This is a genomic window from Corynebacterium halotolerans (genome assembly GCF_050107895.1).
Lineage (GTDB): Bacteria > Actinomycetota > Actinomycetes > Mycobacteriales > Mycobacteriaceae > Corynebacterium > Corynebacterium halotolerans_B.
Genome location: NZ_JBNILW010000016.1, coordinates 38356 through 57904, shown reverse-complemented (window position 1 = coordinate 57904; position 19549 = coordinate 38356). Strand labels below are relative to the sequence as shown.

Genomic DNA, 19549 nt, shown 5'->3' with positions numbered 1-19549 from the left:
TGTTATTTCCTTCCGAATAAACCTTTGCCTGCCCCCAGCACCTTATCGGGAATCGCCTGCACCTTCTGCCACAGCGGGGTTCCGGAGCCGCGGAGGGCGGCGTCGCCACGCTTGTTCAGCTTCGCGGCGGCCTTGGCTTCCTCCGCCGCGGCCTTCTCCTCCTTGGCGGCCTGCTTCGCCGCCTTGACCTGGGCGTCGATGCGGTCCGCCTCCGGAAGGGTCGGTGCCGCACCTCCGAGGGAGGCCGGTACCCAGAACTCCCCTTCGGGGTGGGGGCCGTAGGCCGCGGCGTAGTCAGCGCGCACCTGATCCAGCAGCTCGGTCATCGCGGCCCGCAGCCGGGCGGTGGCGGCCTCCGGATCCCCGCTGGGGTCCACCGGCTCGCCCACGCGGATGTAAACCGGGATGTTCGCACGCTTGAGATTCTTCGGCTGGTCCTTGGTCCAGATGCGCTGGCCGCCCCACGACACCATCGGTACCAGGGGGACACCAGCGGAACTGGCGATGCGCACCGCGCCGGTCTTGAGGCCCTTGATCTCGAAGCTGCGGGAGATGGTGGCCTCCGGGAAGATGCCGACGATCTGCCCGGCCTCCAGACGCTCCACGGCCTCCTCCAGGGAGCCACGTCCGGACGCCCGGTCCACCGAGACGTGATCCATGCGCCGCATGAAATACCCGATGACCGGCATCTCGAAGATCTCCTTCTTCGCCATGAACCGCACCAGTCGTCTGCCCCGGACATTGCCCGGGATCTCACCGAGGATGAAGTCGTAGTAGCCGGTGTGGTTCATCGCCAGCAGGGCGCCGTCCGTGAGCGGCAGGTTCTCCGCCCCGAAGACGGTGACCTTCACGCCCTGGGCACGCAGAATGCCCTTGAGCGCCTTGATGATGAAGCCGTTGTAGAACCGTTCCTTCGATTCCACCGGGTGATCCGGAACCTCCGGCAGATCCGCCGGGACGCGGAACATGCCGCCGCGGGTGCTGTACTGCGCCATCGCGGCCTACTTCACCGGTTCCAGGACGTCCTTGCCCACGAACGGGCGGAGGGCCTCCGGCACGACGACGGAGCCGTCGGCCTGCTGGTTGTTCTCCAGGATCGCGACCAGCCAGCGGGTGGTGGCCAGGGTGCCGTTGAGCGTGGCGACGGTCTGCGCCTTACCCGCCTCATCACGGTAGCGGGTGGCCAGGCGACGGCCCTGGAAGGTGGTGCAGTTCGAGGTCGACGTCAGCTCCCGGTAGGTGTTCTGGGTGGGGATCCAGGCCTCGGTGTCGAACTTGCGGGCCGCGGAAGCACCCAGGTCCCCGCCGGCGACGTCGATGATGCGGTATGGCACCTCGACGGCCGAGAGCATCTCGCGCTCCATGTCCAGCAGCGCCCGGTGCTGGGCCTCGGCGTCCTCCGGCTTGCAATAGACGAACATCTCCAGCTTGTCGAACTGGTGGACCCGCAGGATGCCGCGGGTGTCCTTGCCGTAGGAACCGGCCTCCCGGCGGAAGCAGGAGGACCAGCCGGCGTACTGCTTCGGACCCTGGGACAGATCGATGATCTCATCGGAGTGGTAGCCGGCCAGGGCCACCTCGGAGGTGCCGACCAGGTAGAGGTCATCGCGCTCGAGGTAGTAGATCTCCTCGGAGTGCTCGCCCAGGAAGCCGGTGCCCTGCATGACCTCCGGTCGTACCAGCACCGGCGGGATCATCAGCTGGAAGCCGGCGGCACGCGCCTTCTGGGCGGCCAGGGTCAGCATGCCCAGCTGCAGGAAGGCACCGTCACCGGTGAGGTAGTAGAACCGCGCGCCGGAGACCTTCGTGCCGCGCTTCATGTCGATCAGGCCGAGGGATTCACCGAGTTCGAGGTGGTCCTTGGGCTCGAAGTCGAAGGTGGTGGGCTCGCCGACGTGCTCGAGGACCACGAAGTCATCCTCGCCACCGGCGGGCGCCCCCGCCACGACGTTGCTGAGCTTCATCTGCAGCTCATTGACCCGCTGTTCGGCCTCGTCCTGGGCTGCCTCAGCGGCCTTGACCTTGGCCTTGAGCTCATTGGACCCCTCCAGCAGAACGGGACGCTCCTCCGGCGAGGCCTGCCCGATCTTCTTGCCGAAGGCCTTCTGCTCGGCACGTAGGTCATCGGCAGACTTGATCGCCCCGCGACGGGACTCGTCGGCGGACAACAGCTGATCGACCAGCTGCGGATCCTCGCCACGGGTTTCCTGGGAGGCGCGGACTACGTCGGGGTTTTCGCGGAGGAATTTCAGATCAATCACACATGCAGCCTACCGCGCGGCATATGACGCTGTCCCGCTGACGGGGGATTATCCGCGGCGTGTCGCGGATGGGCCGGGGCGCTCGCCCACTCCGGCAGAATCACGGTTGTCGGGTAGGTAGCGGCTACTGCCGGTTTGTAGGCTCAGGCAGGGGACAATTGTCCGGTTTCCGCTACCTGCCCGACAAAGCCCCAGAAAACCGCTCCCCCGCAGCTGACAAGGACCACAAAGAGCTGACCCCACGGCCGGCAAGATCACGGTTGTCGGGTAGGTAGCGGCTACTGCCGGTTTGTGGGCTCAGGCAGGGGACAATTGCCCGGTTTCCGCTACCTACCCGACAAAGCCGCCGAAAACCGCTCCCCCGCAGCCAACAAGGCCACACAGAACCCACTCCCCCACAGCCGACAGAATCGAAAGCCCCACACCCTGGTGTGGTCATAACCAGCCCGGTAAAGTCCGGGGTATGCCTGTCCCCGCCTCATCACCCCAGTCCACCGGAAGGCCCGGGAATTCCAGCAGGCCCGGACCGGTCACCGCCGCGGTTCCGGAGGATGATCCCGAGCGTCCGCCGCTGCCCGTCGCAGAGCTGTCCGCCGGGCCGAAGCCGAAGCACCAGCAGTTGCGGGAGATCCTGGACGAGTACTGCGCCACCCAACTGGTCCCCGGTGACCTGCTGCCCGGGGAGCGGGTCCTGGAGGAGGCCTACGGAGTCAGCCGGATCACGGTGCGCCGGGCCATCGGGGACCTGGTGGCCAGTGGGCGACTGACCAGGGCCCGGGGCAAGGGCACCTTCGTGGCGCCCAACCCGTTGGTGTCCCGGCTGCACCTGGCGTCCTTCAGCTCCGAGATGCAGGCCCAGGACGTCTCCGCCAGCAGCCAGATCCTGCTCTCGGAACGGGCTCCCACTCCGGAGGCGGTCCAGGAGTTCTTCGGCTGCGGCCCGCAGGACCAGCACATTCACCTGCGTCGGCTCCGATTGGGGGACGGCAGCCCCTATTCCATCGATGACGCCTGGTACAACGCGGAGTTCGCGCCCGGACTCCTGGAAAATGACGTCTACAACTCGGTGTACTCCATTCTGGAGGAGGACTATGAGCTGCCGATCACGGACGCCGACCAGACCGTCACGGCCATCGCCGCGGATGCGGTCAGCGCTGAGTTGCTGGGGGTTCCCGTCGGTTATCCGCTGTTGCGCATCGTCCGGCACTCCCGTTCCCGGGACCGGGCCATTGAGTGGTGCAACTCGATCTACCGGACGGACCGGTACCATCTCGAGACGAAGGTGACGCGCGCCCTCGATACTTAGGCCGCATCGTTTAACGTCATAACCACGTAACCGTCACACCACTGAAGCAGTTCCGTCACGACTCCGGCGTTCACCTCTGCCCGCGCCCACTCCCGCCCGGGCAGGTGGCAATCCGGATTCTGTCGCGGCAAGATGGGTTCATCATGACAACCTCACAGTCCTGGCGCTCCGCCGTCGCCATCCGCACCAGCCTGGTCGCCGCCCTCGCTGCGACGGTGGCGCTCGGCGCGTACTCCTTCTTCTCGGACGCCACCGAAGGAAGCAACGGCGCCAACGGCACGTCGACGAGCACCACCAGCTCGACGGCCACCGAGGTCGCCCCTTTCACCACCGCGGACGTCGGCTCCTGCCTGACCTGGGACGTCGCCGGGGACGGCACGGTGAGCAATTTCGAGCAGACGGACTGCAACAACGAGCACCGCTTCGAGGTCTCCGCCCGGGAGGACCTGGCCACCTACCCCGGCTCCGAGTTCGGTCCGGAGGCGGAGGCCCCGGACCTGACCCGGCAGGCGCAGCTGCGGGAGGAACTGTGCCAGACGGCGACGGTCCGCTACCTGGACGGCAGCTTCGACCCGCTGGGCAAGTACTCCATCGCCCCGATCCTGCCGCCGGCGGAAGCCTGGGCCGCCGGCGACCGCACGATGCTGTGCGGGGTGCAGGCCACCGACGGCACCGGCAACCCGGTACTCACCGTCGGCCATGCCGCGGAGCAGGACCAGGCCCGCGTCGCCGAGGCCGGGCAGTGCGTGTTCTTCGACACCGCCCGCGCCCCGCACATCGTGGACTGTGCCGAGGACCACCACCTGGAGACCACACGCATCGTGGATGTGCGTGAGAACTTCCCCGATACCTACCCCAGCGTGGAGGAGCAGGACGAGCACCTCAGTGAGGTGTGCACCACCGCCGCGATCGAGTACCTGGGTGATGAGGACGCCCTGTCCCGTTCGACGCTGCAGCCCTACTGGTCCACCCTGTCGGAGTCCTCCTGGAACGCCGGCAGCCATTCCGTGAACTGTTCGCTGATGTCGCCGCACCCCGAGGGTGGTTTCTCGGTGTTGTCGGGTTCCGCCACCGGGGAGTTCACCATTGACGGTGCCCCGCCGGCGGAGCCGGAGGACCGCGAGCCCCAGAGCGCACCGGGTGTCCCGGGCAACGACGGCGCTCTCCCGGGTGCCACCGAGGCCCCCATCCCCCAGCTGTAGAAGGAGGCCCGAGACTTCCCGCCATGGTCCACGTCAGTGAGGAGCGCTTCGACGAGATGGTCGACGACGCCCTCGATGAGATTCCCGACGAGTTTCTCCCGCACATGCGCAATATCGTCATCCTGGTGCGCGACCGCAACGAGGAGGAGCCCAGCCTGCTGGGATTGTACGAGGGGGTCTCGTTGACCACCCGCACCTTCGACCACTCCGGGTTCCTGCCGGACGCGATCTCCATCTACAAGGGCGCGCTCGAGGAGTTCTGCCAGACGGAGGAGCAGCTGGCCGCCGAGGTCCGCGTCACCGTCCTCCATGAGGTCGGGCACTATTTCGGCATGTCGGAGGAGCATCTCCACCGCCTCGGCTGGGGTTAGGGCCCCGCTTGACGACGCCCCGACGGCCCCGGCTGGTCAGCCGGGGCCGGCTGTGCGCTACTCCAGGCCCAGGCCCAGGCCACGGGCGAGGGTGGGCCAGGACTGGTCCAGATCCTCGAGCCAGTAGCTCCAGGAGTGGGTGCCGGTTTCGCGGAAGTTCCACTCGGCGGGGATGCCCTCAGCATCCAGCTTCGCCTTCAGGTTGTGGGTGCACCAGTTGGTGGCGGCCTCGATGATGCCACCCTCGATCTGCAGCTGGGCGGTGCCCACGGAGGCGGCCAGCGGGTCCATGCCGTTACGGATGTAGTAGCCCGGCATGTCGTACTCGCCGGCCATACCGGAGGCGTTGGAGATGTACAGCTCGGTGCCGCGCAGCCCCGCGGCGTGCACCAGGGCGTCGTTGTCGCGGTTGTGCTGGCTACCCAGCGGGCCGAGCATCTGCGCGGCGGTGGCGCCACCGCGGTTGACGGTGATGTCGGCGAACTTGTAGGACGCCGGGTCGGAGGTGGCGGCGCAGCCGGAGAAGGAGCCGACGGCGTCATAGAAGCCGGGGTTGTGGCCGGCGAACAGCAGCGAGGAGGTCGCGGACATGGAGAAGCCCACGACGGCGCGGCGGTCATTGGCCTGCAGGTGCTCCTCGATGGGGCCGGGCAGTTCCTGGGTCAGGAAGGTCTCCCACTTCTGCGGGCCCTTCAGGTAGCTGCCGTTGGGATCTTCGGCCCAGTCCATGTAGTAGCTGAAGGCACCGGCCTGCGGGATGACCACGTTCACGCCCCTGCCGGCGTAGAAGTCCACGACGTCACCGGAGGTGATCCAGTCCATGTTCTGCTCGGCGCCGCCGGCGCCGTTGAGCAGGTAGAGAGTCGGGGCGTTCGGCTCGCCCGCGGGGATCACGGCCAGCGGGATCTCCCGGTCCATGGCCGGCGAGAAGGCACTCAGCTGCTGCACCCGGTCATCGTTTTCCGTCAACTGCAGCCACTTCCGGGAGTTCTCGGTGATGGTGGCGTTGAGCTCGCTGATCGTCGCCTGATCAGCACCATCCGCCACCTCGGCGGGGGTGACCTCAGCGGCGACGGCCGCGGCGGGAGCGAGGAGAGTACTGACGGCGAGAGTGAGAGCAGCGATGGCGGTGCTGCGACGGCGACGATTCATGAGCGGATCCTGATTCCTGGTCAACTGGCCTAAGCACTGCCCTGGGTGGGGCACAGATGCTTTTCATTCCATGCTCATGCTAACGGTTCCCGCCGCGTTTTACCCTGCCGACCTTGTTTCCGCTGGGTAACCACCCCAAATGGGGATGTCAAATCTGCTGACGGTCCAGATCCGACCAGCGCACCATCTCCCACTGCCCGAAATCCGCCTCCCCCGGCTTGAGCACGATGTAGCGGCAGTTGGCCAGGTAACCGGCGAACGCGAAGTCCCCGTCCACCCCGGTGGCGTAGGTGGCGATCGTGCGGATCGCGGTGCCGTGGCTGACCACCACCACGTCCCGGTCCCCCGCGATGGCCGGGCGAAGCTCCTCCAGCACGGGCCGGAAGCGGTCAATGACGTTCTGCGTGGTCTCCCCGCCGGGCAGCTGGGCGTCGAGTTCGCGTTCCAGCTGCCGACGCAGCACCTGGGCGTAGATGCGGTGGGCGGTCTCGTCGTTCTGCCCCTCATAGTCCCCGGCGAAGGCCTCGTGGATGCCGGAGCGGACGTCGATCCGCACGGTGCCCGGGGTCAGCCCCGCGGCACGTTCGAAGCCGGCGGTGGCCAGCAGGGCGGTCTGCTGGGCGCGCAAGGCGATCGAGCTGACCACCCCGGCCAGCCGTCCCGTGTGGCCGTTGCCGGCGCCCAGGTACTCGGCGAGCTCCGCGCCGACTTCACTGGCCTGCTGCCGGCCGAGGTTGGTCAGTTCCGCGCCGGGCGGCCGGGTGTCAAAGACGTGGTCGACGTTGCTGAAGGTCTGTCCGTGCCGGAGAAGAATGATTCTGCCGCTCATGGAAGCTACTGGTTGTCCTTTCCCTCGCGGGCGTTGTTCACCCACTGCGAGGCCTGTTCGAGGCGGGCGAGGTCAGTGGCCAGTCTATCCTCGCCACCGTCGCCCGTCGCGGCGGGCCAGGAGCCCAGGAACTCCAGGTGATCGGTGCGCAGCCACAGGGCGCGCAGGGCCTCGGCGAGGGGGAGGTCCTCGATGTGGCCGAGCAGGTCCACGTGGAACTTGTAGGTGCCGAAGACCCGGCGCGTGGGGCGGGATTCGATGCGGGTCAGGTCCACCCCGCGGTGGGCGAACTCGGTGAGCGCGCCGACCAGGGTGCCGGGCTCGTGGGGCAGCGTGAAGACCACGGAGGTGCGGTCATTGCCCGTGCGCTGCGTGGGCACGCCGCGCGGCCCGACGGCCACGAAGCGGGTACGGGCCCCGTCGAAGTCGGCGATATTGGTGGCGATGGTCTCCAGCCCGAAGATCTCGGCGGCGCGGTGCGGGGCGGCGGCGGCGTCGACCTCACCTGCGGCCACGGCCTCCGCAGCGGCCGCGTTGGAGGAGGCGGACACGTACCCCGCCTGCGGGATATTCTCCTCCGCCCAGCTCTTGACCTGCTGGTAGCCGACCGGGTGCGTGGACAGGGTCCGCACGTCAGCGGCCCGGGTGCCGGGCCGGACCATGATGGAAAACGCGATGTCCAAGTCCACCTCACGGTAGATCTGGACGCCGGGGGCGGAGGTCAACGCATCGAAGGTGGGGGTCACGGGGCCGTCGACGGAGTTCTCGATGGCCACGCAGGCGAAGTCCGCGCTGCCGTCCCGCACGGCGTCGAGCGCCGCCGCCGGGCTGGCCACGGGCAGCGGAGTGACCTCCCCGCTGCCGTAGACGCCGGTCATGGCCAGCTTCAGCAGGGCGTCCTCGGTGAAGGTCCCGGCAGGCCCCAGGAAGGCGACGGTCGTAGTCATGGGCTCAGCATATCGGGCACCGGTGACACTGCGCCGGGGAAGGTTAGGGTGGTGGCCATGACCCACGCCCCCGACAGCGCGGTGGACACCGTGCGTGCCTTCGCGGAACGGATCGCCGGGCTTTCCCCGGAAGAACACGGCTTCACCCATCTGGCCCTGGATCAGGCGATGGCACGGGCGGAGCAACTGGATACCGTGCCGGTAGAGCGCCGCGGGCGGCTGCACGGGCTGCTGCTGCCGATCAAGGACCTCACGGAGGTCGCCGGCATGCCCACCAGCTACGGCTCCGCGCACCGGGTGACCATGTCCACCGAATCCGCTCCGGTGGTGACCAAGCTGCTCGCGCAGGGGGTGATCATCCCCGGCAAGACCGCCGCCCCGGAACTGGGGATGACCGGTTACACCGAGCCGGTGGGCCTGCCCGCCCCGGAGAACCCCCGCTACCCCGGGCAGCGCCGGACCCCGGGTGGTTCCTCGGGCGGGGCGGCGGTGGCGGTGGGCCGCGGGCTGGTCGACGTCGCGCACGCCTCCGATGGCGGCGGCTCCATCCGGATCCCGGCGGCGGCCTGCGGCCTGGTCGGCTTCAAGCAGTCGCATGCGGCCGTCGGTGGCGCGCTCAGCGTGCAGGGCGTGCTCACCCGTTCGGTAGCCACCACCGCCGCGCTGCACCAGATCGACCCGGCAGCACCGGCGGCTCTGGCCGACCTGCGGATCGGGGTGTTGCGTGAGCCGCTGCTCGCGGACACCACCGTGGCACCGGAGCGGCGGGCGGTACTCGACCGGGCCGCCGATCTGTTGTCCGACGCCGGTTACCGTCTCAGCACGCTCAGCGCCGCAGACCTGGACGCGGCGGGACTGTTCCACTGCTTCCGGAAGGTCTTCTCCGCCAAGGTGGCGAACGTGGCCGACCCGGTCAGCCCGATCGTGGGCTGGTGCCGCGAGTTCGGCCGGGGCGAGCCCCCGTACGCGGAGATCGCCCGGCTGGAGGGATCGGCCCGGGAGGTGGCCCGCGCCTTCGACGTGGACGTGCTGCTCAGCCCCTACCTGGCCTGGGATCCACCCCGGGTCGGATTCTTCTCCGGACATCCGCCCGCCGAGGACTTCGAGTGGCAGACGAAGTGGTCCCCCTGGGGGTCGCTGTGCAACATGACGGGCGCGCCGGCGATCAGCCTGCCGGCGACGAGCGCCGGCGGAAACACGGTGGACCTGCAGCTCGCGGGCGTCCAGGTGGGCAACTCCCGCATCCTGGGCCTGGCCACCCAGCTCGAGCAGCTGCTGACCCCGGCGCGGGCGGACGCGCGATGAGTACGGCGGCGTCGATAAGCGCGGTGACCCCCAAACGGCGGCTGTGGCAGGAGATCCTCATCGTCCTGGTGGTCACCTTCGGGGTCTCCGGGGTGCGTGCGCTGCTGCGGCTGATCGACGGGCTGCTGGCGGAGCCGGCGCTCAATGAACAGCAGGTGGTGCTCAACGCCCCGCAGTCGGAGCTTCCCTGGCTGGACCTCTCCCTGCAGTTGTGCTCGGCGGCGGTGCTGTTCGGCTACGGCGCGCTGGCGCTGTTCCTGCTGGCCGGCGACGGGATCCGCATGCGCGCATTCGGGTGGCGGGACATGGCCTGGGGTGCTGGTCTGGCGGCGCTGATCGGGTTGCCCGGCCTGGGGCTGTACGTCACGGCGGTGCAGCTGGGCTGGTCGCGGCAGGTGGTGCCCACCACCTTCGAGCACCTCTGGTTCGAGGTGCCGATCCTGCTGTTGTGGTCGCTGGCCAACGCCTTCGGCGAGGAGATCGTGGTGGTGGCCTGGCTGATGACCCGGTTGCGGCAGGTCGGGTGGGCGTTGCCCGCGGTCATCCTGTTCTCGTCGGTGCTGCGCGGCAGTTACCATCTCTACCAGGGGGTTTCGGCCGGGTTCGGCAATATCGTAATGGGGCTCGTGTTCTGCTGGTTCCACCACCGCACCGGCCGGGTCTGGCCCCTGGTGATCGCGCACTTCCTCATCGACGCGGTGGCCTTCGTGGGCTACTCCGCGATCGGCGGCGACTTGAGTTTCCTCGGGCTATAACCCCACGGGTGGGGCAGGTACACCTAACACGCGCCAGAAGCTCTCACTCCGGCCACAGTTCCAGGGTCTAATGTGTGACGCATGGATTCACCAGGACGCGACGAACGCCGCACCGGAAAACCGCCGCGGGACCCACGGTCCCCAGGGGGTTTCCGGGCGTCCCCGACCGGCGGCCAGGACGACATCGCCCGCGATTCCCAGGGCCGGCCGATCGTCGACCGGTTCGGCCGACCCGTCCGCAACCGGCCCCGGCAGGCTCCCGGCGTACCGCAGAAACCGGCCCGACCACGTCGGGTGGACAGTCCCACCCGCACCGGTTCTTTCCGACGGGCCCGGCGGGAGCAGCGCCCGGACGGAGCAGCTGGTGCCGCCGCAGGAGGTGCCGGCGCTGGTTCGACGCCGCAGCACACGCGTTTCGAAGCCGCTGGTGCGCAGGCCCCGCCCCCACAGCCGGAGCGCCCGCGGCAGTACTTTCCGCCGCAGCAGCCACCACGGCAGCAGCCTCCCCAGCAGCCGGGCGAGCCTGCTCCGGTCCCGCCGGGGCGTCGGCGGGGCAGTTCCATTCCGTCGCGGCGCTCCGGCCCGCGCGAACCCCGGCCCCCGCGGCCGCGGCGCCGGTTCGGGTGTTTCCGGCCCGTGCTGTGGGTACTGGCCATCTTCCTGGTGTTCACCCTCGTCCTCACGCTGTGGGCCGATTCGAAGCTCAACCGCGTGGAGGCCACGCCGGAGGAGCAGATCTCCGATACCGCCGGCACCAACTGGCTGCTCGTCGGTTCCGACTCCCGACAGGGACTGAGTGAGGAGGAGATCGCCGAACTGGGCGTGGGCGGAGACATCGGTGTGGGCCGCACGGACACGGTGATGCTGCTGCACATCCCGCTGACCGGTTCCGCACGCCTGGTGTCCCTGCCGCGTGACTCGTACGTGGAGGTCCCCGGCTATGGCATGGACAAACTCAACTCCGCCTTCACCTACGGGGGGCCACAGCTGCTGACCGAGACGGTGGAGGGCGCCACCGGTCTGCAGGTCGACCACTACGCGGAGATCGGAATGGGAGGTCTAGCCAGCATCGTCAATTCCACCGGCGGGATCGAGATGTGCGTGGACGAGCCGATCAACGACCCCCTGGCGGGCCTGGACGTGCAGGCCGGATGCCAGGAGTTCGACGGCGCGACCGCCCTGGGCTACGTGCGCACCCGCGCCACGGCGCTGGGTGACCTGGACCGGGTGGAGCGCCAGCGCGAGTTCTTCGCGGCCCTGCTGGACAAGGTGACCAGCCCCAGCACGCTACTCAACCCGTTCCGCCTGGTGCCGCTGATCTCTGACACGGCGTCCACCTTCACCGTGGGCAAGGGCGACCACGTGTGGCATCTGGCGCGGGTGGCCCTGGCGATGCGCTCCGGAGTGGAGACCGAAACCGTGCCCTTCTCCGGATTCGCGGACTACGCCGTAGGCAACGTGGTGATCTGGGACGATGCCGCTGCCGAGGAGCTGTTCAGCTCCATGCGGTGAGACCGGGGTTGTGCGGAGAGTCGTTCGGGATTGTGCGGAGCTGTCGTTTAGGTAGCGGCTACTGCCGGATTGAGCTCTCCCCGGCGGGACAATTGCCCGATACCCGCTACCTACCCGACACGGCATTTATCCTAGGGCCGGAATCGGCCCTACCCGACAGGAGCTATGCCGCCCTTGAAGATCAAGAGACCGTGCCCTTCTCCGGAATCGCGGACTACGCCGCGGGCAACGTGGTGATCCGGGACGACGCAGCGGCCGAAGAACCGTTCAGCTCCATGCGGTGAGGCCGGGGTTGTTCGGAGGGTTGTGCGGAGGGTTGTTCGGGGTTGTCGTTTAGGTAGCGGCTACTGCCAGATTGAGCTCTCCCCGGCGAGACAATTGCCCGATACCCGCTACCTACCCGACACCGCTTTTAACCTACTGCCGGAATCCGCCCTACCCGACAGGAGCTATGCCGCCCCTGAAGATCAGGGGCACGGCCTGGCTACCCAGCGTCATGATCGCTGCCAGCGAGCTCAGCAGAAACGCGGGTGAGCTGACGAAGCAGACCGGAACTCGACATGATGATGCGCACTTAGGGCGATGTCCGGACAGGAATATTCGAATCCACAAGCGTTACTGGGTAACCGACCTGCACGCTGGGCAAATGCCCATGGCCTCCTATCTTGGGGAAGTCGCTCCTGACAGTTGCGCGCTTTGCATCTATGCTCGCGGTAACAGCTGATTCAGCTCTCAAACCATGACTTTTCCTGATGATGGGAGCCCTGGTGAACTCCCCGCGAGCGACACACCAAGAAAACCTGCCGGAGGCACAACGGAAGGCGTTGAAAGCAGCGGTCCTGCTCTCCTGGCTGACCATTGCCTATCTACTCATTGACGTTGTGGTGCTGTTCCTGATCAAGGGCAATTCGCAGGCGATGCAGGCGGCGTGGGTGCAGGATGTTCTCGCCCTCGTGCCACCGGTGGTGTTTCTGATCGGCAGCCGGGTCTCCGCCCGGCGGGCCACCACCAAGCACCCGTACGGCTTCCACCAGTTCATGGATGTCGCCCATTTCCTGGCCGCGGCCTCACTGCTGGCGTTCGGTGGTTTCCTCCTGGGCCAATCCGCCATGTCTCTGCTGAGCGGACAGCCACCCGGCATCGGTTTGTTCTCCCTCTTCGGCTTCGAGCTCTGGCAGGGCTGGGTGATGATCGCGGTCATGGCCATCGGTGTCGTCCCGCCGCTGATCCTCGGCCGGAAGAAGATGAGGCCCGCACAGCTGCTGCACAACCAGGTGCTCTACACCGACAGCAAGATGAACAAGGCCGACTGGCTGTCCTCGCTCGCGACCATCGTGGGTGTGTCCGGCGTGGGGCTCGGAATCTGGTGGGCTGATGCCGTGGCTGCCATCATCATTTCGCTGGATATTCTGTGGGACGGTCTCCGGAATCTCCGGGCGTCCCTTTCCGCGCTGACCGATTCCATCCCCGTCAAGATGGACACCGGTGACCGGCATCCGCTCCCGCAGCAGATCAACCGCACCCTCAGCGAACTGGACTGGGTGAAGGAGGCCGGCTGCCGGGTCCGGGGAGAAGGCCAGGTTTTCCACATCGAGGCCTTCATCATCCCGGAGGATCCCCAGGAAACCCCCATCCACGATCTCATCGAGGCCCGCAAGCGGTGCCTGGCCCTGGACTGGAAGATCAACGACGTCGTGGTGGTGCCGGTGGAGGAGCTGCCCTCGACGCTGCAGACCGATGTGGCGCCCGCTTCCTGGTAGCGGCAACGTCAGCTGCTGGGCTGTTCCCCCAGCAACCGGTCCAGAATCCCCCGCTCGTCCCGCCACCATCTGGCGATCTCGAGTTCCCCGCCCCGTGGAATAATCACGTCGCAGCCCAGACCCGCGGGGTGCACGCGCTCCATCGAGTAGGCCATGTCGCAGGCGGAGTGCACCTTTCCCAGGGCCTCTGTCACCCCACCTACCCGGCAAGCGCCCCTCAGCCCACGCACAACGGGCGGAGATCCAACATAAAACCCCGTCCGGCACGCACCAGCAGGCACGCGCCGAACGGGGTCGAAACCAACCACGCCGGCAGAGAATTACCGGATGGTCACCTGACGGGACTTGATGTTCTCCAGCTGCTTGCGCTCGTCGGCGCTCAGCTGTGCATCATTGTCCAGCTCGGTCACCAGCGCCTGGTTGACGCGGGCCAGTTCCTCGCCGTAGGAATCATGGGAGACTTCCGGGTCCAGGTCGAAGACGGGGACCACGGTGCCGTGGGTACGGAACACACCGGCGAACTTGGTGTCCCCGCCGAGGTTCAGTTCGCCGCGGGCGGCCACCCGTGCCAGGGCCTCGAGCAGGGCAGGTTCGTCAGTTTCGGGGCGGACCCACCGGAGGTGAGCCTTGCCACCGCCCGGGTTCACCCACCACAGGGAACCGGGGACGTCGGCGGTGACCCGGCGCGAGGGCACCACGGCGTCGTTGGCGGCCTGCAGGCTCGCGGTGACCTGCGGGTCCACGGTCGTGCCCTCCGGGATCCACCAGGCGAAGTCATCGGCCTCGGTGACCTCCAGGGTGGCCTCGGTGTCCAGCAGCTCCTTGAGCTCCGGCTGGCTGCCGTCGGCGGCGGTGGAACCCAGCGAATCGCCGGGACCGGCCTGCTTCACCCAGTCGAGGGCGTAGGCCAGATCGCGGCCGGGATTCTGGGAGTGGTTGTTGACCTGGAGGGCGACGAAGGCGGCGCCACCGTCGGCGTCGTCACGCACCAGGGCGGCACCGGCGCCGGGCAGCACGGTGGCCACGTAGACGTCGCGGTCAAATCCCGTCACCGGCAGCTTCGCGTACGCCGAGGGAACGAATTCCTGCAACGCGATGAGGTCAGTCTCCATCGCGAACCCGGCGTAGGGACGCGGATCCTTCTCCAGGGCGGCGCGCTCGGCGGCACGGGCGGCGAGCTTGGCCTGGCGGCGGCTCATGCCCTCGGGCAGATCCTCGTTCTTCTTGTTCTTCTTTGCCATGCCCCCAAGATACCTGGCGGCCGACTCACCTGCGGGCCAGCAGGGCCGCGGCGCGACCGGGAACATTCGTGGCGAGCATGTCCACCCCCATGTCGCGGGCCCAGCGGATGTCGGAGGCGCGGTCCACCGTCCACATGTAGGTGGGCAGGCCGAAGCTGCCGATCATCCCCGGATTCTTCCGCGCCCGGTCCAGGGAGATGCCCAGTCCGGTGGGCTGCCCCACGAAGTTGGGCACGGGATTCAGCCAACGTTCCCAGTGGCGGCGGAGGTGGATGCGGTCGATCTGCGGGGCGATCTCACGCATCCGGGTGATCGAGGCGGCGGAGAAGCTGATGAGGTGCACCCGCGGATCGTGGAGCAGACCGTGGTACTTCAGGCGCAGCACCACCTGTTCCTCCAGCATGCGGGCGAAGCGCAGCGGATGTTTGGTCTCGATGTAGATGTGGCGGTCATCGTAGGCGCGCACCATCTCCAGCAGCTCATCGAGGGTGAGCACCTGCTGTGGGCGCAGGGGGGTGCCGAAGTTGTAGCGGCGCAGCTGTGCCAGCGAGCGCTCGGAGACCCGGCCCCGACCGGTGGACACCCGGTCAATGACGGGGTCGTGGATGCACACGGCCACGCCGTCGCTGGTCAGGCGGACATCGGTCTCCACCCCGTGAATGTCCAGTTCGAGGGCTTTTTCGAAGGCGATCTCGGTCAGTTCGGGGTAGAGCGACGACAGCCCGCGGTGGGCTATCACCTTCACCGTTGCTGGTCCCAGCTGTTGATCTTGCGCAGCAGCATCCGGTTCTTGCGCTGCGAGGCGCCGAGTTTCTCCGACATGGAGTTCAGGATACGGATGGCGTCGGTGATGTGCGGGCCCTTGTTCAGCATGACGGCCTCGGCGCGCAGGGCGTAGGCGGCGTCGGTGATCTCCGCCCGGGAAGGCAACCCCGACTTCGCGAGGTTCTCCAGCACCTGGGTGGCCATGATGGTGGGCACGTGCGCGGCCTCCGCCATCGCCATGATGTGGCGCGGGACCTCTGCCATGCGCTCGAAGCCGAGTTCCACGGCCAGGTCACCGCGCGCGATCATCACGCCCAGGTTGGCGTGCTGCATGCCGGCCAGCAGGACCTCGGGCAGGTTCTCGTAGGCGGGGATCGTCTCGATCTTGAGCACGATACCGAGGTTGCGCACCCGCTCCGGGTCATCGGCCTCCGCGGCGACCTCCTCCAGGTTGTCCAGCAGGAAACGCACGTCCTCGGCGTCACGGATGAAGGAGACGTCCGCGATATCGGCGTGACGGGCCACGAAACGCAGGTGGGAGACGTCCTCCGACGTCAGGCTGGGCAGCGGCAGGTCGGTCTGCGGCAGGTTGATGCCCTTGTAGGCCTTCAGATTCGTCCCGCCCGGCTGGGCACGGGTGATGTTCAGTTCCACCTCGCGGTGGCCGAACTCGTCCAGACGCTTATCGACGGCCCGGGCCGCGATCGCCCCGTCATCGAAGAGGACATCCTCGCCGACGCTGATCGCCTCGAGCGCCTCCGGCAGGATGCAGCTGATCTTCGGGGTCGGCGCAGTCGGGTCCCCGGGGGCCTGGTCCGTGGTCAGCACCAGACGGTCGCCGATGTGCAGCTTCAGTTTCTGCTCGATCGGCGGGATGCCACGCGCTCGGGTCTTTTCGTAGTCATGCTCCAGCAGGGTGCCGTTGGACAGGTAGGCGTTCTGGTCGCCCTCGGCGAGCACCGCGCCGTCGTCAAGTGTGACCACGGTGAACTCGCGGCGGGAGTCGCGGACGTCGACCAGCGTGATCACCGAGCCCTCGACCAGCTTCGCGTACCACTCCGGGTCCACCTGCACGGGCAGGGCGGCGCGGCCCGGCAGCTCCGGCAGCGGCGGGGCCGGCTTGTTGTCCGGGTAGAGCCACAGCTTCGCCGGTGAGGTGACCTCCCCGGCCTTGGTACGGGTGACCCGGGCCCGGGCGACCTCCGGGCCGTCGGCGATCGCGCCGGTGCGCACCTTCGGCCCGGCCAGATCCATGGCGATGCGCACCTGACGGGCCGCCTCCCGGGCGGCGGCCCGGACGTTGTCGATCATGGCCTTCCACGCGTGCTCGTCATCGTGGGCGCAGTTGATGCGCGCCAGATCCATGCCGGCGGCGACGAAGTCCCGGACCAGATCCGGGTCGGTGGCCGCCTCACTGGGCAGGGTTACCATGATGCGGGAGTGGGTGTTCTCATCAGTCGCGCCCAGCAACGTGGTGGCGTGCTCCTCCAGCACCTCATCAGCCAGGGCGAAGGCATCCTCCGTCCCCTCCCCGGGAATGATGTCCTCCCCCGCGAAGGCGCCGAGGACGTTCCGGGCGGCCTGCAGGCGGGGCCTGACCGAGGGTTCGGTGGTGGTCAACCGGGTCGCCCCGACGTCAGCCAACCCGGCCTGGAGCGGGCGGACGTCCCGGGTACGCAGGTGCGCGTAATGCACCAGGTTCTCCGCCCCGCCGCGGTGGGTCGGAGCCACGGCGGCGATCTGCTCCGCATAGCGTTCGGTCTCCGCGTCGAGTGCGCGGAGCAGGCCATCGACCTGCGTGATCATTTCCCGGATCCTGGTGTCCACGGTGTGTCCAACGCCCTTCGTGTCGAGGTCTGCGATGTCAGTCCTGCCTGCGGACCACTGTCTTCATATTGTGCCCGCGTTCCCCGGTTTCGGCATCCTGGATTGCGCCAGGGCGCAGGGCCGGCGGTGGGCTACCGGTCCGGGGAGAAGAAGCGCTCCCGGATCCCGCGCAGGGTGTCCGCGGAGTGGGTGAAGCGCGCCATCTCGTGCCCGCTGAGCTCGAGTTCCACCACACGCCGGATCCCCCGGCGGTTGATGATCGCCGGGGTCCCGGTGTAGATGTCCTCCTGCCCGTACTGCCCGTCCAGATACGCCGACACGGGCAGCGCCACGTCCTGGTTCTGGACGATGGCACGGGTGATCCTGGCCAGCCCCATGCCGATTCCGTAGGAGGTGGAGCCCTTGGCGTCGATGATGCGGTATGCAGCGTCGCGGGTCTCCTCGAAGATCTGCTCCAGCCGGCCCTCCAGTTCCGGATCCTTCTCCAGCATCCGCCGTAGGGGCACCCCGGCGATCGTGGCCGAGGAGAGCACCGGCAGCTCGGTGTCGCCATGTTCGCCGATGATGTAGGCGTGGATGGAACTGGGTGCGACCTCATAGAGTTCGCCCAGCATGTAGCGGAAGCGGGCGGAATCCAGCACGGTCCCGGAGCCGATCACACGGTGGTGGTCGATCCCGGAAAAGCGCCAGGTGGCATAGGAGAGCACGTCCACCGGGTTGGCGGCCACGAGGAAGATCCCGTCAAAACCGACGGCCATGACCTGGCCGACCACCGACCTGGTGATCGCCACGTTCTTGTCCACCAGCTGCAGCCGGGTCTCCCCCGGCTGCTGGGCGGCACCGGCACACAGCACCACGATCGCGGCGTCCTCGCAGTCCGCGTAGGTTCCCTCCGTGACCCGGGTGCGCGAACCCGCCCAGACCACTCCGTGGTTGAGGTCCATGACATTGCCGCGCAGCTTCTTCTCGTCGATGTCGATGATCGCCAGATGGTCCACCGTGCCCTGGTTGACCAGTGCGTAGGCGTAGGCCACACCCACGTCCCCGGCGCCGATGAGCACCACCTTGTTTCCCACGGTCGTCTTCATGCCGCTGCTCCTGCAGGTCGGTGAGTTGTGGTGTTCAGTATTGCCGATCCTGCCCGGCGGCGCCGGAGGAAGCACGGCTGGCACGGCGGTCGGGTTGCGATACGCTGGGCGCATGTCCAGCAATCCGGTCCGCCAGAGCTGCGCTGCACCCCATCACTGCCCGATGGAGGTGCGGATGCAGGTCCTGGCGCGTTCGCCGCTGACCCGGGAGCTGAGTCCGGAGGACCACCGTGATTTCAATCGGCACCTCAGTGCGTGGGCCTGGGCCGAGGACGAACCCATCCTGCTTGCCGGGCAGGAAGCCGCGGGCAGCTACCTGCTCGCCTCCGGTCGCGCCCGGATCACCCGGGACACTGTCGACGGCCGTGAGATCACCGTCGACATCGCTGCCCCCGGTGACATCATCGGGCCGGTCCACACCGCCCCCGCTCCGGTGGCCGACTCCGCCTGGGCGATGGAGACCACCTGTGCGCTCTATCTGCCGGCGGAATCCCTGGCGCAGATCGTGGACAAGTACCCGCAGGTGGCCCTGGGGATAATGCGGCTGCAGCAGGAGGGACTCGCCAGTTCCCGGGGAAGCAGGATCGCGCAGAGCACCACGACCGTCGAGCAGCGGGTGGCCGGGGTCCTCCAGCAGCTGGAACGCAAGTTCGGTCAGCAGCGTTCCGACGGGACCAGCCTCCTGCAGGTCCGCCTGCGCCGGGACGACATCGCCGGGATGGCCGGCACCACCCTGGAGTCCGCATCCCGGACGATGTCGAGGATGAAGAAACAGGGTGTGATCGACTCCGGCCGCGAATGGATCGCGGTCGTCGACCCGGCGGGACTGGCTGAGCTGGCCTCTCAGTAGGGTCTCGGTGGTTTTCTGTTATTTGATCCAGGTCAAGGAGTTGTGGGCCACCCAGTCTTAACGTGAGAAGTGTCAGGAAGGTACCACCACGATGAGAAAGGACCTGATCAGCCATGACCGCCCCGGCCACCCTGAAAAACACCACCCTCCGTTCCGATGAGTTCTCCTGCCCGAGCTGTGTCAACAAGATCGAGACCAAGCTCAACGGTCTGAATGGCGTGGAGTCCGCCGAGGTGAAGTTCTCCTCCGGCCGAATCCTGGTCACCCACGACCCCGCCACGGTGAGTGTGCGCGACCTGGTCGACGCGGTGGCGGAGGTGGGCTACACCGCGAAACCCTCGGCGATCTAGGTGCTTGAGCACCCAGCTGGCTGAGCAC

At 67.7% G+C, this 19549-nt stretch carries 19 protein-coding genes; 9 read left to right on the top strand and 10 right to left on the bottom strand.

Features of this window, described 5'->3' with window-relative positions; all coding sequences use genetic code 11:
- Positions 1 to 2 precede the first annotated feature (2 nt).
- Positions 3 to 995 (bottom strand): lysophospholipid acyltransferase family protein, encoded by a 993-nt coding sequence (locus tag ACQCVD_RS13650; protein WP_426824326.1) that lies wholly within the window; start codon positions 993 to 995, stop codon positions 3 to 5.
- A 6-nt stretch (positions 996 to 1001) separates the two neighbouring features.
- Entirely contained in the window at positions 1002 to 2261 is a 1260-nt protein-coding gene (gene serS, locus ACQCVD_RS13645) for a serine--tRNA ligase (protein ID WP_426824325.1), read from the bottom strand.
- 463 nt (positions 2262 to 2724) lie between these two features.
- Between serS and ACQCVD_RS13640 the strand changes: the two genes are divergently transcribed.
- From ACQCVD_RS13640 to ACQCVD_RS13630, 3 genes are all read left to right on the top strand, one after another.
- Positions 2725 to 3567: a GntR family transcriptional regulator gene (locus tag ACQCVD_RS13640; RefSeq protein WP_426824324.1), complete on the top strand. Its 843-nt coding sequence runs from the start codon at positions 2725 to 2727 to the stop codon at positions 3565 to 3567.
- A 143-nt stretch (positions 3568 to 3710) separates the two neighbouring features.
- Positions 3711 to 4769, top strand: a complete 1059-nt coding sequence (locus ACQCVD_RS13635; RefSeq protein ID WP_426824323.1) for a septum formation family protein — start codon at positions 3711 to 3713, stop codon at positions 4767 to 4769.
- A 23-nt stretch (positions 4770 to 4792) separates the two neighbouring features.
- Complete coding sequence (locus ACQCVD_RS13630) at positions 4793 to 5140, top strand: metallopeptidase family protein (RefSeq protein ID WP_426824322.1); 348 nt, start codon at positions 4793 to 4795, stop codon at positions 5138 to 5140.
- 57 nt (positions 5141 to 5197) lie between these two features.
- On the opposite strand, the gene ACQCVD_RS13625 is transcribed toward ACQCVD_RS13630, so the two are convergent.
- From ACQCVD_RS13625 to pheA, 3 genes are all read right to left on the bottom strand, one after another.
- Complete coding sequence (locus tag ACQCVD_RS13625) at positions 5198 to 6292, bottom strand: alpha/beta hydrolase (protein ID WP_426824321.1); 1095 nt, start codon at positions 6290 to 6292, stop codon at positions 5198 to 5200.
- Between the two features lie 148 nt (positions 6293 to 6440).
- Positions 6441 to 7121: a histidine phosphatase family protein gene (locus tag ACQCVD_RS13620; protein ID WP_426824320.1), complete on the bottom strand. Its 681-nt coding sequence runs from the start codon at positions 7119 to 7121 to the stop codon at positions 6441 to 6443.
- 5 nt (positions 7122 to 7126) lie between these two features.
- Positions 7127 to 8068, bottom strand: a complete 942-nt coding sequence (gene pheA, locus ACQCVD_RS13615; protein ID WP_426824319.1) for a prephenate dehydratase — start codon at positions 8066 to 8068, stop codon at positions 7127 to 7129.
- A gap of 57 nt (positions 8069 to 8125) precedes the next feature.
- Between pheA and ACQCVD_RS13610 the strand changes: the two genes are divergently transcribed.
- The 4 genes from ACQCVD_RS13610 to ACQCVD_RS13595 all read left to right on the top strand — a co-directional run bounded on the left by ACQCVD_RS13610 (position 8126) and on the right by ACQCVD_RS13595 (position 13400).
- Positions 8126 to 9373 carry an amidase gene (locus tag ACQCVD_RS13610; RefSeq protein WP_426824318.1) on the top strand — a complete coding sequence of 416 codons (1248 nt, stop codon included), beginning with the start codon at positions 8126 to 8128 and terminating at the stop codon, positions 9371 to 9373.
- The gene (locus tag ACQCVD_RS13605) at positions 9370 to 10128 is read left to right on the top strand and encodes a CPBP family intramembrane glutamic endopeptidase (RefSeq protein ID WP_426824317.1); all 759 of its coding nucleotides are present in this window, start codon (positions 9370 to 9372) and stop codon (positions 10126 to 10128) included. Before ACQCVD_RS13610 ends, ACQCVD_RS13605 begins: the two co-directional genes overlap by 4 nt.
- An 81-nt stretch (positions 10129 to 10209) precedes the next feature.
- Entirely contained in the window at positions 10210 to 11640 is a 1431-nt protein-coding gene (locus ACQCVD_RS13600) for an LCP family protein (RefSeq protein ID WP_426824316.1), read from the top strand.
- An 824-nt stretch (positions 11641 to 12464) separates the two neighbouring features.
- Positions 12465 to 13400, top strand: a complete 936-nt coding sequence (locus ACQCVD_RS13595) for a cation diffusion facilitator family transporter (RefSeq protein WP_426824315.1) — start codon at positions 12465 to 12467, stop codon at positions 13398 to 13400.
- A gap of 8 nt (positions 13401 to 13408) precedes the next feature.
- Here the strand turns inward: ACQCVD_RS13595 and ACQCVD_RS13590 are convergent, their stop codons facing one another.
- The 5 genes from ACQCVD_RS13590 to ACQCVD_RS13570 form a co-directional block, all read right to left on the bottom strand.
- On the bottom strand, positions 13409 to 13594 hold the full coding sequence (locus ACQCVD_RS13590) for a hypothetical protein (protein ID WP_426824314.1): 186 nt from the start codon (positions 13592 to 13594) through the stop codon (positions 13409 to 13411).
- 126 nt (positions 13595 to 13720) lie between these two features.
- A complete protein-coding gene (locus ACQCVD_RS13585) occupies positions 13721 to 14641 on the bottom strand; it encodes a DUF5926 family protein (RefSeq protein WP_426824313.1) in 921 nt (306 codons plus the stop codon).
- 25 nt (positions 14642 to 14666) lie between these two features.
- Positions 14667 to 15386 carry a glycerophosphodiester phosphodiesterase gene (locus ACQCVD_RS13580; RefSeq protein WP_426824312.1) on the bottom strand — a complete coding sequence of 240 codons (720 nt, stop codon included), beginning with the start codon at positions 15384 to 15386 and terminating at the stop codon, positions 14667 to 14669.
- Positions 15383 to 17233, bottom strand: a complete 1851-nt coding sequence (locus tag ACQCVD_RS13575; RefSeq protein WP_426824311.1) for a pyruvate kinase — start codon at positions 17231 to 17233, stop codon at positions 15383 to 15385. The genes ACQCVD_RS13580 and ACQCVD_RS13575 overlap by 4 nt, the downstream gene beginning before the upstream one ends.
- Before the next feature lie 131 nt (positions 17234 to 17364).
- Positions 17365 to 18321, bottom strand: coding sequence for an L-lactate dehydrogenase (locus ACQCVD_RS13570; RefSeq protein WP_426824310.1), 957 nt, complete (start codon positions 18319 to 18321; stop codon positions 17365 to 17367).
- A 112-nt stretch (positions 18322 to 18433) separates the two neighbouring features.
- Here ACQCVD_RS13570 and ACQCVD_RS13565 point away from each other — a divergent pair, with 112 nt between their 5' ends.
- On the top strand, positions 18434 to 19171 hold the full coding sequence (locus ACQCVD_RS13565) for a Crp/Fnr family transcriptional regulator (RefSeq protein ID WP_426824309.1): 738 nt from the start codon (positions 18434 to 18436) through the stop codon (positions 19169 to 19171).
- Between the two features lie 113 nt (positions 19172 to 19284).
- The gene (locus ACQCVD_RS13560; RefSeq protein ID WP_426824308.1) at positions 19285 to 19521 is read left to right on the top strand and encodes a heavy-metal-associated domain-containing protein; all 237 of its coding nucleotides are present in this window, start codon (positions 19285 to 19287) and stop codon (positions 19519 to 19521) included.
- Positions 19522 to 19549: the final 28 nt, after the last annotated feature.

Bases quoted from the DNA above. Each gene is read 5' to 3' on its own strand.
- ACQCVD_RS13600 (WP_426824316.1), top strand. From the start codon at position 10,210: ATGGATTCACCAGGACGCGACGAACGCCGCACCGGAAAACCGCCGCGG.
- ACQCVD_RS13650 (WP_426824326.1), bottom strand. From the start codon at position 995: ATGGCGCAGTACAGCACCCGCGGCGGCATGTTCCGCGTCCCGGCGGAT.
- ACQCVD_RS13635 (WP_426824323.1), top strand. From the start codon at position 3,711: ATGACAACCTCACAGTCCTGGCGCTCCGCCGTCGCCATCCGCACCAGC.
- ACQCVD_RS13610 (WP_426824318.1), top strand. From the start codon at position 8,126: ATGACCCACGCCCCCGACAGCGCGGTGGACACCGTGCGTGCCTTCGCG.
- ACQCVD_RS13630 (WP_426824322.1), top strand. From the start codon at position 4,793: ATGGTCCACGTCAGTGAGGAGCGCTTCGACGAGATGGTCGACGACGCC.
- ACQCVD_RS13605 (WP_426824317.1), top strand. From the start codon at position 9,370: ATGAGTACGGCGGCGTCGATAAGCGCGGTGACCCCCAAACGGCGGCTG.
- ACQCVD_RS13570 (WP_426824310.1), bottom strand. From the start codon at position 18,321: ATGAAGACGACCGTGGGAAACAAGGTGGTGCTCATCGGCGCCGGGGAC.
- ACQCVD_RS13565 (WP_426824309.1), top strand. From the start codon at position 18,434: ATGTCCAGCAATCCGGTCCGCCAGAGCTGCGCTGCACCCCATCACTGC.
- ACQCVD_RS13585 (WP_426824313.1), bottom strand. From the start codon at position 14,641: ATGGCAAAGAAGAACAAGAAGAACGAGGATCTGCCCGAGGGCATGAGC.
- ACQCVD_RS13620 (WP_426824320.1), bottom strand. From the start codon at position 7,121: ATGAGCGGCAGAATCATTCTTCTCCGGCACGGACAGACCTTCAGCAAC.
- ACQCVD_RS13625 (WP_426824321.1), bottom strand. From the start codon at position 6,292: ATGAATCGTCGCCGTCGCAGCACCGCCATCGCTGCTCTCACTCTCGCC.
- ACQCVD_RS13560 (WP_426824308.1), top strand. From the start codon at position 19,285: ATGACCGCCCCGGCCACCCTGAAAAACACCACCCTCCGTTCCGATGAG.
- ACQCVD_RS13640 (WP_426824324.1), top strand. From the start codon at position 2,725: ATGCCTGTCCCCGCCTCATCACCCCAGTCCACCGGAAGGCCCGGGAAT.
- pheA (WP_426824319.1), bottom strand. From the start codon at position 8,068: ATGACTACGACCGTCGCCTTCCTGGGGCCTGCCGGGACCTTCACCGAG.